The following is a 17,310-nucleotide window of genomic DNA, read 5'->3' on the forward strand; positions in this document are numbered from 1 at the left end:
AGATTAATCTTACTATTTATTATTTAACTAATTTCCAAGAACGTACCCAATCGTAATTTGTAGTTCTATCTTCTTTTGATTTATTCATTCCGCCATCAGCAGGTACTGGATTCCAATCATACGTTTCAACAACCATTCTTAAATGCATAGGTATGTTAAAATCTGCTGGAGGTGTTACTTTTTTAACTAATTTTCCATCTAAAAAGAACAATACCTCATCTTTACTTTTCCACCAAACACCATATACGTGATAATCATCGTATACTTTTCCTCCAAGGTCTCCTCCACCTTTGCTAGTTCCTTTTTTATAATCACAACCTTCAGGAATATTTCTACTATGTGTATTTGAATTCATTCTTTGATCAAAAAACTCCATCCATTTGGCGTCGTTTACAATTTGACCAACGCATTCTTGAATATCAAGTTCTGTAGTTCTTCTATCGCAACCTTGAACACCTCTATTCTCATTAATTAACCAAAATGTTGAAGACATAAAGGTTTTATTTGCTTTCATAGAACATTCATAATACCCATATTTCATTCCGTTTCTTGAACCAACATATCCTCCTCCGTGTGTAAATTCTTTGTTATTTTTTATAACGGTTTTGTCCATTTTGGTTGTTGTAATTTGTAAACTACCATCTGCTACTATTACATTTTCTGGTAAAAATAATCCTGGCGCACGACCTTTCCATCCTTGTCCAGATGACTGCCATTTTGCTTCATCTAACTTTTTACCGTTAAATTCATCGGACATATTTTTAATTAATTTCCATTTTTTATCGCTTGGTTTTGGATCTTCACCTTTTAAAAAAGTTGGTGCTTTTTGAGCGTAAATTGTACTAGCAGCTATAAACAATATTAAAACTAATACTTGTTTAGCTATATTTTTTAGATACTTCATATTCTATATTCTGATTTTAAATTTTATTACATCACTAAAGTAGATGCTATAATTGAAAAAATAAAACTATAAATCATATGTATCCATTTATTAATCAATTGTTGTATCATTCGTTTTGACTTAATAAAAAATCATATTTTTAAGTTATTAAAATACAAAAAATCAAATGTTAGTTTTATAATATATCCTTTTCTAATTCCGCATCAAAATAATTCATTCGTTTCAATAATTTTTTTGCTTTTTTATAATTTAATTCGATTACATTCTCTGCCTCTGATTTATTCTCTTTTAAATTGAATAATTTAATTTTAGTGTCTTCTTTGGTAAGTTTTCGCCAAGAAGTTTTTCTGTAGCCATTAATTACATATTTCCAATCTCCAACACGAACGCCATCAATTTTAGTTGAATTTGAACTATAGAAATACATTTCTTTTCTAGGTGATTTTTTTGATTTTCCTTTCAGTAATTTTGAAATATCATATCCATCAAAAACTCTACCTTTTGGCATTGAAATACCAGCATATTTAGCTATGGTTGGAAAAATATCTAGTGAAGAAACAATTTCATCACTTACAATTCCTTGTTTAATTTTATTAGGCGCCCAAAAAATAGCAGGCACTCTTTGTCCACCTTCATACGTATCAAATTTCCTTCCTTTTAATGGCTTTGCTGAACCGTGACTATTTGGTCCATTGTCTGAAGTAAAAATCACAATCATATTTTCATCCAAACCATTTTCTTTTAATGCTTTAAAAACTTCACCTACACTCCAATCAATTTCCTGAACTGCATCATAATAAGGTGTTGTTCCACTTGAACCTTTAAATTTGTCTCCAACAAAAATTGGTACGTGTGGAAACGAATGCGCTAAATACAAAAAGAATGGTTTTTCCTTATTTTTTTGAATAAATGAAACTGCTTCGTTCGTATAACGTTCCGTTAAAGTAGTTTGATTGGTAGGATACTCAACAATTTCATTCCCTCTCATTAATGGAGGTTTATTTTTCAATGCATTTTTTGGTCCTTTTTTAGACTCCACTTCAACTCTACTAATATCCGAATGCATTTTTTCGAGCGTATAGCCATCATTCAGCACTACATTTGGAGAAATATCAATTCCAGATGCAATTGACATATTATTGCTATAAGGAATTCCAAAATAAGAATCAAATCCTTGATTTAATGGCAAATACTTTTTATCGTGACCTAAATGCCACTTCCCAACCAATGCTGTAGCATAATTTTTCTCTTTCAGTAATTCTGCAATTGTTATCTCTTCGGAAGGAAGTCCTTTTTCGTTTTTCTTCGGAAATAAAACTCTAGGAACACCTACACGTTTCGGCATTCTCCCTGTAAGTAAAGCTGCTCTTGAAGGAGAACAAACTGAAGAAGCTACATAAAAACTTGTCAGTTTAACACCTTCATCAGCCATTTTATCAATATTTGGTGTTTTTAAATTCTTTGAACCAAAACAACTCAAATCTTCGTACCCTTGATCATCAGTAAAAATGATGATAAAGTTCGGTTGTTTGTCGCTTGTCTGTGAAAACACAGAACTCACTGATATTAAAATCAGCAATAAAAACAGATATTTCTTCATTAAAAACATAGGCTATAATTATCTTAAAGTAATTTTATAAACTATTGCAGCATCACCTTCAGCAGGTTTATTTTTAGGTGAAGTAACTTTTAATCCTTCACCAGTCTTTTTCCATCTAATTCTTTCTTTTGAACCTAAAACAGAAACAGATCTAATTTTTAAATCTATAGCTTTTCCTGCAAAAGTTTTTAATGTAATTTCTTTTTTAGAACCTGGCCAACCTAACTGAATTACATATACGTATTTACCATTTTTTGTATAACGAACATCTTGACTATTTAAGCTATTTAAACCTGCTTTTATTGAACCATACGCATTCCAATTATCATTAGGATTTCTTTTTAATTCTGTTGGTCCTTGTCCAAATTCAACAAAAGGTCTAGTGCTATAAATAGATTCTCCATATAAATTTAACCAAGCACCAATACCTTCCATAGATTTTGCTTGTTCAACTGGAATTACACCTTCTGCCATTGGAGCTGCAGCCAATATCATTACACCATTTTTGCTAACTACTTCGGCAAGTATTCTAATTGCTTTTTTAGGATCTAAAGCCGTACGTTTATCTTTGTTATATCCCCAAGAACTACCTAATTGAAAATCTGTTACCCAAACAAATGGTGTAATATCTTCCATTGTTGCTCTTTCAATATTTACAACGGCCAAATCTGTAGGGAAAAAATCTCCTTTTGTATTTACAACCACCTCTTTGCTTAATTCTTGTGCTTTATTAAAATAATTGGCCAAAAATTGCTGACGGTAATTTTCTTGTACATAACCCTGTGCAAAATCCATCCAAATATAATCTGGGCAATATTCGTTAATTACTTCATCTAATTTACCTAACCAAATATCACATTCTTCTTTGTATGACATTGTTCCATAAAGTGCACGGTATTTTGGATCTTGAGGAACTTCTGGATTTTTATAAACTACGTTGTGTTCACTTAACGGACGAAGTGCACTGTTTTCTTTTTTTGGGAAAAATAACATATGAAATCCGTGATGGAATGTTGTCATAAATTTTAAATCACGACTTTTAACTTCTTTTGCAATTTGCTTAACTATATCAATTTTAGGTCCTTTATCTTTAGAATTCCAAGGATTTACTTCACTTTCCCATAAAGAAAACCCATCGTGGTGTTCTGCTATTGTTCCAATAAATTTAGCTCCCATATTTTCGAACATATCTACCCAACGTTTTGCAGAAAATTTTTCAGCTTTCCATTGAGGAATGAAATCGTGATAATCCACATCTCTTCCATAGGTTTTTGTATGATAATCGTAAATGTCTTTTCCCCAAGATTTTTGACGATCTTTTTCATACATAAAACGACCATACCACTCGTTTCCATTTGCTGGCACATTGTATACTCCCCAATGAAAATAGACCCCAAGTTTAGCATCAGCAAACCATTCTGGCGTAGCTTTATGTTTATTTAAACTTTCCCATTCTGGTTGAAATTTTTCTTGCCCTGAAATTTTTGAAATTACAAGAACTAGTACTATTAGTAAAACCTTATTTAGACTCATTAGTAAATATTTTATTTAAAATTAACCCCTATTTTTTCTTTAACTATTGGCTTTATATTTTTCTCCTTTAAATCTGTTGGATCATAACCCAATTCCAGTTCAAGAGGTAAAATGTAAGCCAGTGATGACCATCCAAAAAATGGATTCATTCCTAAACCTTCCCCTGTTTCAGCATTAAAAAATTCACGTGTAGTTTTATTATTCAATACTAAATTGTAGGTTTTAGTTGCAATTTCTTTAGCTAAATCCTTGTAACCATAATCGTGTAATCCGTGAACTATCATATAATTTGTTGGAATCCAAGTGGAGCCTTTCCAGTTACAACCTTTTTGTCCTTGATAATTTTGACGATAATCTGGTTCAGTTAATGCGTAACTAGGAACTGGGAATTTTGTCCAGAATTCTTTTGGGTTTTTAAGATGTTCTTCAACCATACGTTTTACTTGTTCTTTTGAAGCTACTCCTGCCCAAATTGGCGTAAAACCTGAAACCGATTTTACAAACGTAGTTTTTCCATTTTCTTCGTTTCTATCATAATAAAAACCTGATTTTTCATCCCAAAGATGTTCATTAATCATCTTTTTAATTTCTTCTGCGTGTTGCAGATAACCTTTCACATCTTTTTTCTTCCCTATTTCTTTAGCAATAACTGCCATAGCTTGTAATTCACGAATCAAATAACAGTTTAAATCCACACCTTCGCTTAAACCTAACGTTCGTGTGTTTTGGTTATCCATTCCACTATGATCTGCAGCTCCAGACCAACTTCCTTTTTGTTGACCAGACCAATAAGCTAATCCGTTTTTATCTGTATCATATTCAAACCAATGCTCTAGATACTTTTGAGTTTGTTTGTAGTATTTTTTAGCCCATTCCCAATTTCCAGTTTGACGAGAACCTAACACAATTGTTTGCGCAATAAAAGGCTTAAAATGGTGATCAGACCCAAAATTCTTTGGACCTAAAGAACGCTTTATAAATCCATCTGGATGTTGAATAGCAAAAAAACCTTCAAGATTGTCGAAATTGAAATTTGAAATTCCGTAATACGACATATAAATATTTTCAAAATACAAATCCCAATCGTAAAATTGCTCGTATTTATAACCTGTCAATAATTTTTTGTTGGTTATTTCTTTATCTAGTAAAATTCCGTAAGTAGCAATATCTTTATTCAGCTCTCTTAATCTTGTTTTTAAGATTATTGAATTGGCATCAAAATTTTTATTGATTGGAATCTCAACTAGCTTGTTCATTTGTGCGTTTAAATTCACAAAAAAGAAAGAAAACACTGCAGCTAAAACTATTGAATAATTATATCTCATCTTTATTATGTAGAATTGTTTATACTAATTTAACTCCTATAAATAAATACAGAAAATCAATTCAACATATGTTCCATATAATTAATCTAAACTGCAAATATTCACAAAAAAACAAGTATGCAAACAACTTATAAACTTATCTTATAACTATCTTTAGCTCAAGAATTTTAAATATTCAACCTTTAAAATTATTTAATCGTTCCAATGCTCATCCACTATTTTTTGAATTTGAGGATACTCTTTATCAGTTTCATTTAACTCTTCACGTTGTTTTTTTAATTCAACCTTTAACTCTTCAATTATTGTTTTATAAGCAGGATCATTATATCTATTATGAAGTTCTTTTGGATCGTTTTTTAAATCGTAGAATTCCCAAGAATGTGGTGTTTCTCTGTTTACACCTTCATAACTTTTTTTCCAATAATGGCCTTCAAATTCTTCTTCATCTAGATAGTGTTTACCATAATAAAACACCAACTTATAATCTTTTGTTCTCAATCCAAAATGCGCTGGTACGTAGTGATGAATTATATGCATCCAATAACGGTAATACGTAGCTGTTCTCCATTTATTTTCACTTTTTCCTTTTAAGGTTTTTATAAAGCTTTTTCCTTGCATATATTTTGGTGTTTTACCGCCTGCAAGTTCAATCATAGTTGGAGCATAATCTGTATTGTTAATTAACAAATCAGTGGTTTTTCTTTCCTTAATCATTTTAGGATAATGCACAATAAAAGGCATTTGCATTGCTTCATCATATATCCAACGTTTATCAATTAAATCGTGTTGACCTAACATCATTCCTTGATCACCTGTATAAATAATAACCGTATTTTCCCAAAGCCCTTCTTTTTTTAAATAATCAAACAAACGTCCTAAATTATCATCAACACCTTTTACACAACGTAAATAATCTTTTAAATATTTTTGATATGCTAAATGCGTTTTTGTTTTATCATCTACTTCTAAATCTTCAAAAAAGTATTTTGAATAATTGCTATGCTTATTCGCATTTGTATTTCTTGGAGAAATTGATGTTCCTATATAATTAATTAAACTATCATTTTTACCTCTTGTACCTTCTGAACCCCAATACGGTTGATTGTACATACTTGCAGGTTCTGGAATTTCAGTGTTTTTTAAATAATCTTCATAACGTGGCGCAAACTCAAACATATCGTGTGGCGCTTTGTAATGATGCATTAAAAAGAATGGTTTCGACTTATCTACACCTTCTAAATAATTAATAGCCAAATCTGTTATTACATCAGATGAATGACCTGTAGATTTTGATATATTTTTAGGCCATTCTCCTTTTCCTTTCTCAAGAAAAGTAGGATTAAAATATTTTCCTTGGCTCGGCAATACCTTATAGTAATCAAAATTTACAGGTTCGTTTTTTAAATGCCATTTCCCTATAATTGCTGTTGAATATCCCAGCTTTTTCAATTCTATTGGTAAATATTGCTTATTTGTATCTAAAGCCATATCTAAATCTAATACACCATTTGTTTGCGGATATTGCCCACTAATTATACTTGCTCTACTTGGAGTACAAATTGCATTGTTACAAAAAGCATTTTTAAACAACATTCCTTCGGAAGCTAATTTATCTATATTTGGTGTTGGGTTTAATGTTGCCAATTCACCTCCATAAGCACCAATTGCTTGTGCTGCGTGATCGTCAGACATTATATAAATAATATTTGGTTGTTTATTTTGAGCAAACAAAGCAACTGTTATAAGAAAAACACTTACATTAATATACTTTTTTATTGTTTTCATTTTTATTCTATTTTTTTACAGTTACAACACTAAAATCAGCAAACCTACCATTTTTTGTAGTTACCCAAACTTTAGTTAAACCATTACTAACTGCTGTTAATTCTCCGTTAGTACTCACTTTTACAATTGCTGGATTTTCTGATTTCCAAATCAATTTTTCATCAGAAAAATTAGAATTAATAATACTAGCTGTTAATTGTATTTTTTCACCTTTATTTAATTCAACAGTATTTTTTGAAATATCAACAACTTGAATTTTATCTCCATACTTAATTTTACCTTTATAAAAACCACAACCTAATGTAGCTATCCACATTTCACCTGGATTATGAATATCAAATTTAACATCTTCAATTTTATGAGGAATGGTAATATTTTCATTATTCTTTTCCCAAGTTTCACCTCTATCACGACTAATATACACGCCTGGATTTTTTGACATATGTTCGACAGTAACAACTAACAAATTGTTATCATATGGTGAAATATCTATACATTGTGCTCCAGGATATTTAAAAATTTGATGCCATTTCTCCCCAAAATCATCTGAATACCAAACACCGCTACCACCTTGACGGAAACCAGTTGTAATATACATTCTGTTGGTGTGATCGAAGCTGATAAAATTAACTCCTTTAATTGAAGGTGGTAAATTCACTTTTTCCCATAACAAGCCTCTATTAGATGAATAATACATTCCTCCTTCTGCAATTGGTCCGTGGTAATTAATGGTGTGTTTTTCTGCAGCAATAAAAAGTGACTCCATTCTTTTATCTCTTGGATCAAATTTTACATCGTTGACTCTTAAAGGTAAAGGAAGTCCATAATTTCTAGTTGAAAACGTTTTCCCATAATCATCTGAATAATAAAAACCTCCCATTTTTGCCTTACTACGGTTTTCAATTATAGAAATTCCAAAATATAAATTCTCATTATTTATTGGGTCAATAATTAAACCATTTGTATAAAAATCATCCAACCATTTATTAGTTGCTGGTGTTGCAACTCCATAATTTTCCCAATTCAAACCACCATCAGTAGAACGGAATATGTTTTGTTTATTTTCTTGTCTGTTAGAAGTTGCATATACAATTTTAGCATTGTAAGGATCGAACACCAAATTACTTACCGTTGGCTGCGTACTACCTATATATTTTAAAGCAATTCTATCGTCTGGACTATCGTTAGCAGGTATCCAAAGTTCGTGCTCTCCAGATCCTAACAGCGTAGTTTCAAAACGCTTATCTTGCTTAATAATTAATCCCGGTAAATTACTATTTCCGTGTCCAATAATGGCTCCTGAAGGTGTATAATCTTCATCCATTTGTTGCCACGTTTTACCGTGATCAGTACTTAACATTGTACTGTGGTCAGAAATCATCATAACACTTCCATCAACACCAACGTCTAAACCACGAGTTGAACGCAAAGCATAATCTTTTCCAAAACGCATATGCGGTGAAGAATGTCCAACTTTCATATTCTGGTGATAAGGGTTTCCTCTTTCTGCCCAATAATCTTTATCTTTTGCCCAAGTCTCTTCATACAAACGTGCTGTATTAATCCATTTTTTCCCATTGTTTGAAGTTGTCCAAACACGCCCTGGCATAATAGAATTTCCAATTTGAGGATCTGAAAAACCAATATACAAAGCACCTTCTCTACTAGGATCTGTACTTAACATATTAAAATATTGAAGAGCTTTTGTTGGTAGTTGTGGATACATAGATTTTGCTTTCCACACGGGAACACCTAACCATTTTGAAATATAATTATAATAATTTTTAGGAACTCCACCCGTTAATCTATTAATATCCAATCCTAAATCTCCGTTGATTTTTTGCCAAGTTTTTCCTTCATTAGAAGAAATGTAAATTCCTCCAGAACATTTTGTTGTTTTGTCATTTGGAATATAATGAACTTGATCTATAAGGTATAAAATAAATTTTCCAGATTCTGAATTATAGTAATAATCCATATCCATAATAATATTATTATCTAATTGCCCTTTGGTAATTTGCTCCCATGAATTTCCACCATTATCTGATCGATAAACTCCATAATTAGAAGCTACAAATACTTGTTTTGAATTTTTAGGGTTTACAATAATTCTCCCAATTTGGGCTTTTGGATTTAACCCAATATTTACTAATTTCCAAGATTTCCCTGCATTTTTTGTTCTCCATATTTCCCCTTCAAATTGAGCTTTTTTACCTCTTGGATTTGCAGATGTAACATCTTTATAACTCGAAAGCCAATCTTGACCTCGCACATTTTCTCCTCCGGCAACAAACCAAATATTTTCATTAGTAGGATCTATATTTAATGCAGCTACTTTTTTTCGCCATCCATCTTTATCGCTTCCATCAATTTCTGGTTTATACCATGGACAATTTTTTACCAACTGCCAGTTTTTCCCTCCATTTTTTGAAGACCATAATTCTGATGAAGCAATAGCCAAAGCAAACTCCGGATTACTTATTGAATATTCTAAATCTCGTAAATGATAAAAAGATGCATCGCCATCAAAATCTGTAACTCCATACCAGTCTTTACCATTATTTTCAGATTGATAAACATTCCACATATCTGGACATAATGCTACTTTTCCAGGTATTGTTGGATGATATCTTAATAAATTTGCGAAACCAGCATTTCCTGGTCCAACCTGTTTCCAGTTTATAGTATTACCAGAAGCTACCCTTTTATTAGCTAATTGATTAAATAACTTGTTTTGTCCGTTTACCGAAACAGTTAAAATTGTAATTAATAAAATAAGATGTTTTCTCATTGTTGCTATTCTTTTATAATTTTGAACTTATTTATTCTCTTTCTGAAAAAATACTGAACGCCCATTTTTCAAAACCTTTTTAGTTCCTTTTAATTCTATACCTCTTTTTAAACCAATATCTGTTGAAGTAGTTCCAACTAAAAATTCAAAACTTTCAGGTTTAATAACCCATTCTCCATTTTTATATTGAGTGAATTGTTGCGGATAGACTTTGAACGTTACTGTTTATTTTTCGCCTATTTTTAATTCAATTCTTTTAAATCCTTCTAACTTAATTGTTATTCCAACAAATTTAGAACTAAACCTTTGCATTAAAACTTACTATTGATTTAGAAACTATCATATATGTGTTTTTTTATATGAACCCTAGCTAATGGAATAAAAAAATCCCAAAACACATTAAATTAATGTGTTTTGAGATTAAATTATTTAGTAAAAACGTGGAAATGTTTGCTTTTAATTAAATATTTCTTTAGAAATTTCAATGCTTTTTTTGCTTCTTTAAGCTTATTTTTAAATTATAATTCTATTGATTATAGCTCTGTATTTTTTGAATTATCTTTAATTATTCTTTCTTTTTGCTTTTTACTTAAACCTTGTCTAAAATACACATCTGGTTTATGTTTAACTCTAGGTTCTTTCATTTCTGGATCATTTAAATCTTGACTTAAATCACAATCAAATCTTACTAGTTTTGAGCTAAACTTACTCCAGTTTCCAGTAACATTAATAAAGTGAGCTAATCCCCACGTAATTCCTCGTCCATCTTTAGTGTTAGTAAAAGCATCTGGAATATAAGCAGCAGCAGCGTAAGGCATTAATTCTGAAATTGCAGCAATTTCAAAATTTACACCATCTTCGGCATATTGAATTGTGTTATGTTCATTTCCATCTTTATAAACTAATGCTGCAATTCCTGTTTTAAATGGAAACAATGAAGTTTCGTGACCAGAAGAAATTACCGGATTTAAAGGATGTTTTGTAAACGGTCCTAAAGGATTATCAGCAGTTGCCAAACCTTGCATACGTACCCAATCTCCTTTTTCTCCAAAATCTGATTTATAATACAAATAAATTTTTCCATTATGTACTAACGGGTATGGATCATGAATAGAATACTGATCCCATGAACCTTCTGGTCCATTTGGAATTACAATTTTATTATATGGCGTCCACGGTCCATCAGGTGAATCAGAATACGAAACAGCAACAGGACAATCATCTCCTCTTTTACCACTAGCTTCCATAAAGCCTTGGTAATATAAATAATATTTCCCTTTCCAAATTAAAATATCTGTAGTAGTAACAGATCTCCAACCTACCAATGGTTTTTCAGGTCTTTTAATTGCAACACCTTGTTCTTCCCATGTAAAACCATCAACACTTGTAGCATACCAAATTTCAGCTAAATCCCAGTCTGAAGATGGAATTTTATCTGTACTTTTTTCAGCACCTTGAGGAGGCGTTGGAGTATTTCTATAGGTGTACCAAACATAATATTTCCCATTATGAAAAATTATTTTAGACGGATCTCTTCTTGTAATAGTTCCATCGTAATTATTATAATCAAAACCTTTCAATTCGGTATATTTAAATTGAGAAAACAACTCATTTTCTTGAGGTTTTGGAGCCGAATAATCATTGTACAATCTATTTATTGCACTACTTAATTCCATTTCAGGTTTTTCTTTTGGTAATTTTTGAGGAAAAACTTGTGAAGATTTATTAGTTTCTTCAACGTCTTTATTTTTTTTACTCTCACAAGAAAAAAGAAATATCAATACTAATACTACTAAAAATTTCGGAAAAATATATTGGTTACTATTCATTATAAAAGGTTTATTTATTTCTGTAAATTTAACTGTTACAAGTAAAACAATGCCCTACATATGTTTTTCTAAATAATGCAAATGATTATCTTATACTTATAGCAACTTAAAATGTTTTTCTCTAATTATAAGGTTATTCTAATTTTGAAATATCCCTTCAATTAATTTAAATAATTTTTCTGAAGGGATATATTTAACCAAACTTGAAACATAAATTAAAATTTATATTTAAATGCTATAAATAAGATAACAATTAATCAAAAATACCAATTATTACATAACACACTTATAAATTTTACTATACAAATACTATACAGCTTAATAATTTTTATACTTTTACATTATTATTAACTATTGTTATTAGAAATAAAAAACATCTACACAAAAAACTTATAATCTTGATTAACAAATACTTTAATTCCTTTTTACTTATAACACTTCTGTGCATAGGCTCTACTTTAGCTCAAAAAAAAATTATACAGGATTCAACACAATTCTATACAATTAAAATTGCAACTGCAATTGAACAATCAAAGCTATTTCCTAATAAATCATACAAAAAATTTAAGCAAAGCTATCTCTATTTTAAGAATTCAAAAAATTCTAAAAAAGCAATTCAGTGTCTTTTAAATATGTCCGACATTCAAAAAACAAGAGGTAAATACAGTATTGCATTTGATCATTTATGGGAAGCATTGTATTTAGTAAATAAAACAAATAACGATTCTCAAAAGGCCGTTATTCATAGAAAATTATCTATTCTATATGATCAATTTAATAAGGATGAAGAATCTTTAGTTCATTTGGAAAAAGCACTTTATTATTCAAAAGAAATTATTTATGAAAACAACAATAACACCCAACAATTAAATGCTAGTTATTTAAATTTAGCAAATAGACAGCGTAGATCAGGAAATTACAATAAAGCCCTTCAATATTTAGATTCTTGCGTTTTCACTGAAAAAATGATTAAAAACAAGAGTTACATAGCAACTGAATTTGAGCTCGAAAAAGGGAATTTATTAGTGAAAATTGGAGATTTAAAAGAGGCTAACGACTACCTTTTAAAAATTAAAAAATTAATTAAAAATGAAGATGTTAAATATAAAATTCGAGTTTTCTCTACCATAGGAGAACTTAAAATAAAAGAAAAAGAAATAGATAGCGCTATTTTTTATTTTGAAAACAGTTTAAAATTAACAGATAATATTAAAACTAATAAATTTATTATTTTAGGCCTTTATAGTAATTTATCAAAAGCTTATAATCTAAAAAACAACACCAAACAAGCTTACAACTATTTAGTCAAAAAAAACAAACTAACTGACAGTTTAAATCGAATTAAAAATAATGCTTATGGTGAAATATTTGAAATAAAAAATAGTTATTTAGCTTCTTTAAGAGAAAAAGAAACTCTACTTATTGAACAAAAAAAGGTAATTGAACAAAATAAACAAACACAATTTAAATTAAAAATTATATTAGCATTAGTTTTTATTTTAGGCATTGTTCTATTTTGGGTATCTAGAATGCGTTTAAAACTAAAAAAATCACTGCTTGACAAAGCAGAAACTGAATTACAATCTAAATTAGATAAGGAAAAAAGTGAAGAAGCAATTGAACTAAAAAGTAAGGAACTTACCTCTTACGCGCTACAATTAATTGATAAAGATAGTGCCATTGATGATTTACTTAAAATATTAAAAGAAAAATCTCCATCTTCTTTTAAATCATTAAGTGCAAAATACAAAAAAGGAGCAAAAGATTTATGGGATGAGTTTAACTTACGTTTTACTGAAGTAAATTCCGATTTTTACAATAGATTAAAACTAAAACATCCAAATTTAACTATTACCGAACAAAAGCATAGCGCTCTAATAAAACTTAAGTTTAACACTAAAGAAATGGCTCGAATATTAAATATCGAACCACATAGTGTTCATATTTCCAGATCTCGAATCCGTAAAAAACTTGGTTTGGAAAGATCTGATAGTCTAGAAGATTATATTAGCAAGTTATAATAATTAGATTACTCCAATTCCAACTTTAAAACTGTTGCTATTGGATTGTACTCTACTTTTGGCATTTTGAGTAGTAATGTTTGTGTGGTAAGCTCCCAATCTATATCAATATTATTACCCATTAACTTAATATTTTTAATTGGTGAAGGAGGAAGATTACGATGAAAACCACCTATTGCTCGCATTTTTATTGTTTTTCCACCTTTAGGTACTCCTAAAAAGAACACATACATAGATTTTTTGTCTTTGGCAACCGTATAACGAACATCACTAGCAGTATATTTTACTTTTGCTGATTGCCCATCGTGTGAAGCATCTGTTGCATTAGCTGTACCATATCCAAAAACTTTAAACGGACGTGTTCCATAAACTGCTTCACCATAAACTTTCATCCAAGCTCCTATCTCTTTTAAAATGTCGCGTTGCTCTTTATTTATTACACCATCAGCACGAGGTGAAATATTTAACAAAACTGTTCCGTTTTTACTCCAAACATCAATCATGTTTCTTACTACTAAAGCCGCATCTTTATATTTTTCACCTTCAACATACATCCAACGTTTTTGACTTAAGGTAATATCTGTCATCCAAGGTAATGGATAAATATCTCTACGTCCTCCCTGTTCAAGATCATCAATTCCAATTTCCAAAGGAATATCTTGATGCTTACTACAAACTACAACTTCTTTATTGTTTTTTAATCCATTGTTAAAGTGGTATGCAAGCATTTCATTTATTTTATGTTCTGGAATCATATTTAACCATGAATCATACCATAAAATATCAGGATTATATTTGTCTACAACCTCTTCAACTTGGTCTAACCAATACTGATTAAAATCTTCAATTTTCTCCCAGTTTCCAAATAATTTACGAAGTTTTGGATCGGTAGTTGCCGTAGGTAAATCTGGATGATATGGATAATGACTATTAAAACCATTACGTCCCCAATATTCAGGCTTATTCGCATTTCGTTGTCCGTTACGTGCATGATGAAAAGTTGCCAATGTTTTAATATCACGTTTCTTTAATGAAGTAAATAGCTCTCCTAAAACATCGCGTTTTGGCCCCATATCTGCAGCATTCCAAGGATTCACTTCACTATCCCACATGGCGAAACCATCGTGGTGTTCAGCCACAGGACCAGCAAATTTAGCTCCTGTCATTTCAAATAAATCAGCCCAATCTTCTGCATCAAAATGTTCAGCTGTAAACATTGGAATAAAATCTTCATAACCAAATTCTTCTATTGGACCAAAATTCTTTTCGTGAAACTTATTTACATTACTCCCCTTCATATACATATTAGCTGGATACCAAGCACTACCATATGCTGGCACACTATAAGGTCCCCAATGAAAATACATCCCCAATTTTGCATCGGTAAACCATTCTGGTGCTGCTTTATGTTTTTTAAGAGATTCAAATGTTGGTTCAAAATGAGTTACTTTTTTTTTGCTTTGCTGTTGATTAGATACAACTTGTTCTTTACAAGCATAAAGACTTCCAATCAATATAACAGCAATAATTAAATTATTTAGCTTCATTATATACAAGTTTACTTTTTAAAATTAAATACTTTCATTGTTACTGTTGCTAAATGACCTCCGTTATCAGCAAATTTTACACTTATTTTATTGTTTGTTTTTAGCAATTTGGTATCAATTGGTATCTCTAAAACACCATAAAATCGATCTCTTTCAGTTTGTGGCAATCCAGCATAATTTTCTGGAACGCTAATATTTTCACCATTCAACTGAACTTGAGGCTTCAAACTTTTTCCATGATCTCTTCCTATTCCAATTCTTAAAACAGCTTTTGAATTATCAGCAACTTCAATATTATTTATATTAAAAATTAATTCTTTATTGGCTTCAATTGGCTTTAAATATTCTTCAGAAAAATACTTTGTTTCCTCTTTCAGCTCTGAAAATTTGATTGTTTTTTTAAAGAAATATTCTAAAACCATTGTTCCTTCAGCCTCTAATTCTATTTCATTTATTTTTTTAACTGTTTTCTCCTCAACAACGCCTTCTCTTTCAATTTCTATAGGCTTATAAGGTGCATAATGATGTTTAATTTTTACACGTTTAAGCACATTATTTCTCTGATTAAAAACATTTAATTTTAATGAAATTTTTTCTTCAGTTAAATTATTTAAAATCACATAGGCTTTATTACCTTTTACATAAGCATCGGTCTGAATATCAATATTATTTGAAGTAATATCAACTCGCTTACCTTTAACATCAGACCACAATTGATAAAAATGAACCAAATCTGTATATACCCACTTATCTCCTGTTTCACCTTCTTTTTCAAATTGTTGACGAAATAATCTGCTTCGGTATGGATGACCATCTTTGGTTCTTCCCCATTCAGATTTCAACATAAAAAACGGGATTGCCATTGCTACGGAATTCGAATAATCCATAAAGGTCATCAACATTGAGTTAGCACTTTTTACATACAAGAAATCTCGCCAAGGTGTCCAAGCTAAATCTCTGTATCTATGCGCTTGAACTGAATATTCTGAAATTACCAAAGGTTTAATTTTTCCAAATTTAAGCATACTATATTGCTCCAACATATCTAGAGTAGCCTTGATATTACTCCCTTTACGATACTTTTTGACATAGGTTAATTTCCCTTTCTCATACTTCTGTTTACATGGAAAATCATAAAAATGAAGTGACCAAAAATCCATATCATCACCTGTTATATCTATAAATTGCTTCCAACGATAGTTCCATCTGTTAAAATCATAAAATTCAAAATCTGGAAACGCGCAGGTAAAACCACCCACCAACACGTCTGGATTTAATTTTTTAATCTCTCGAGCAACCGTTGAGTGAAATTTTGCCATTTTCTGAACAGCTTCAATTTCTTTTTCTGCTATTCCTCTATTCTTTCTTGGAACCAAATCCCACATAGGTTCATTAATAACCTCTATAAACTTTGGGCGCTTTTTATCCGCAGAGAAAAATTCTTTAATATAATGAGCCATATACTCACCACTAGCTTTTCCAAAAGGTTCTTGTTTAGTATCTTTTTGTGACAAGGACCAACCTTGTTTCGTTTTAGAACCTTCGGGCCAAATAGGATGAAATTGTGAACCAATCACCATATTATTCAACCTGTTATCATACTGTTTAAGGTCTTTATTTTTATAGGATTTAATTGCGTTATAACCCAACTTTTTTAAATGTGAAGCATCTGCAAATCCAGGCCTATTTGGGTCTTGTTTTACTCGATTTAGAGCTCCTTTTAAACCTCCGGTTTCTCTTCCTAAATACACATCGTATGTATTCAAAAATTCATTCCTAATATCAGCACTTACATGATTTCCAGACCAATCACTCTCAATGTTTGCATGAATGGTAATGTATTTTTCACGATCAAAGTCTTCAATATCTCCAACTATGTGTTTGGTTTGCAGATTAACATTAATCTCTGTTTCTTGAGCCCAACCAATAGCCGTAATTGCTAACAGTGCAATTAAAACATTTATTTTTTTCATTT

The 17,310-nt window shown here is 30.5% G+C and carries 10 protein-coding genes; 1 reads left to right on the top strand and 9 read right to left on the bottom strand.

Annotation, left to right across the window (positions count from 1 at the left end):
- Positions 1–19: 19 nt before the first annotated feature.
- The 7 genes from R3X25_RS01305 to R3X25_RS01335 all read right to left on the bottom strand — a co-directional run bounded on the left by R3X25_RS01305 (position 20) and on the right by R3X25_RS01335 (position 11,767).
- Positions 20–904 (bottom strand): family 16 glycosylhydrolase, encoded by an 885-nt coding sequence (locus R3X25_RS01305; RefSeq protein WP_317671077.1) that lies wholly within the window; start codon positions 902–904, stop codon positions 20–22.
- A 175-nt stretch (positions 905–1,079) separates the two neighbouring features.
- The gene (locus R3X25_RS01310; RefSeq protein ID WP_317671079.1) at positions 1,080–2,504 is read right to left on the bottom strand and encodes a sulfatase; all 1,425 of its coding nucleotides are present in this window, start codon (positions 2,502–2,504) and stop codon (positions 1,080–1,082) included.
- Positions 2,505–2,522: 18 nt separating this feature from the next.
- Positions 2,523–4,037, bottom strand: a complete 1,515-nt coding sequence (locus R3X25_RS01315; protein ID WP_317671081.1) for an alpha-L-fucosidase — start codon at positions 4,035–4,037, stop codon at positions 2,523–2,525.
- A gap of 11 nt (positions 4,038–4,048) precedes the next feature.
- A complete protein-coding gene (locus R3X25_RS01320) occupies positions 4,049–5,362 on the bottom strand; it encodes an amylo-alpha-1,6-glucosidase (protein WP_317671083.1) in 1,314 nt (437 codons plus the stop codon).
- Positions 5,363–5,554: 192 nt separating this feature from the next.
- On the bottom strand, positions 5,555–7,147 hold the full coding sequence (locus R3X25_RS01325) for a sulfatase (RefSeq protein WP_317671085.1): 1,593 nt from the start codon (positions 7,145–7,147) through the stop codon (positions 5,555–5,557).
- A 7-nt stretch (positions 7,148–7,154) separates the two neighbouring features.
- Positions 7,155–9,938, bottom strand: a complete 2,784-nt coding sequence (locus tag R3X25_RS01330; protein ID WP_317671087.1) for a VPS10 domain-containing protein — start codon at positions 9,936–9,938, stop codon at positions 7,155–7,157.
- 533 nt (positions 9,939–10,471) lie between these two features.
- A complete protein-coding gene (locus R3X25_RS01335) occupies positions 10,472–11,767 on the bottom strand; it encodes a glycoside hydrolase (protein ID WP_317671089.1) in 1,296 nt (431 codons plus the stop codon).
- 632 nt (positions 11,768–12,399) lie between these two features.
- On the opposite strand from R3X25_RS01335, the gene R3X25_RS01340 reads away from it, so the two are divergent.
- Positions 12,400–13,788, top strand: coding sequence for a DUF2225 domain-containing protein (locus R3X25_RS01340; protein ID WP_317671091.1), 1,389 nt, complete (start codon positions 12,400–12,402; stop codon positions 13,786–13,788).
- Positions 13,789–13,796: 8 nt separating this feature from the next.
- Here the strand turns inward: R3X25_RS01340 and R3X25_RS01345 are convergent, their stop codons facing one another.
- Together R3X25_RS01345 and R3X25_RS01350 are read right to left on the bottom strand one after the other, a co-directional pair.
- The gene (locus tag R3X25_RS01345) at positions 13,797–15,335 is read right to left on the bottom strand and encodes an alpha-L-fucosidase (protein ID WP_317671093.1); all 1,539 of its coding nucleotides are present in this window, start codon (positions 15,333–15,335) and stop codon (positions 13,797–13,799) included.
- 11 nt (positions 15,336–15,346) lie between these two features.
- Entirely contained in the window at positions 15,347–17,308 is a 1,962-nt protein-coding gene (locus R3X25_RS01350; RefSeq protein ID WP_317671095.1) for a hypothetical protein, read from the bottom strand.
- Positions 17,309–17,310 lie beyond the last annotated feature (2 nt).

Origin of the sequence: Lutibacter sp. TH_r2, from assembly GCF_033101135.1 — a bacterium.
Lineage (GTDB): Bacteria > Bacteroidota > Bacteroidia > Flavobacteriales > Flavobacteriaceae > Lutibacter.

Bases quoted from the DNA above. Each gene is read 5' to 3' on its own strand.
- R3X25_RS01305 (WP_317671077.1), bottom strand. From the start codon at position 904: ATGAAGTATCTAAAAAATATAGCTAAACAAGTATTAGTTTTAATATTG.
- R3X25_RS01310 (WP_317671079.1), bottom strand. From the start codon at position 2,504: ATGAAGAAATATCTGTTTTTATTGCTGATTTTAATATCAGTGAGTTCT.
- R3X25_RS01315 (WP_317671081.1), bottom strand. From the start codon at position 4,037: ATGAGTCTAAATAAGGTTTTACTAATAGTACTAGTTCTTGTAATTTCA.
- R3X25_RS01320 (WP_317671083.1), bottom strand. From the start codon at position 5,362: ATGAGATATAATTATTCAATAGTTTTAGCTGCAGTGTTTTCTTTCTTT.
- R3X25_RS01325 (WP_317671085.1), bottom strand. From the start codon at position 7,147: ATGAAAACAATAAAAAAGTATATTAATGTAAGTGTTTTTCTTATAACA.
- R3X25_RS01330 (WP_317671087.1), bottom strand. From the start codon at position 9,938: ATGAGAAAACATCTTATTTTATTAATTACAATTTTAACTGTTTCGGTA.
- R3X25_RS01335 (WP_317671089.1), bottom strand. From the start codon at position 11,767: ATGAATAGTAACCAATATATTTTTCCGAAATTTTTAGTAGTATTAGTA.
- R3X25_RS01340 (WP_317671091.1), top strand. From the start codon at position 12,400: ATGTCCGACATTCAAAAAACAAGAGGTAAATACAGTATTGCATTTGAT.
- R3X25_RS01345 (WP_317671093.1), bottom strand. From the start codon at position 15,335: ATGAAGCTAAATAATTTAATTATTGCTGTTATATTGATTGGAAGTCTT.
- R3X25_RS01350 (WP_317671095.1), bottom strand. From the start codon at position 17,308: ATGAAAAAAATAAATGTTTTAATTGCACTGTTAGCAATTACGGCTATT.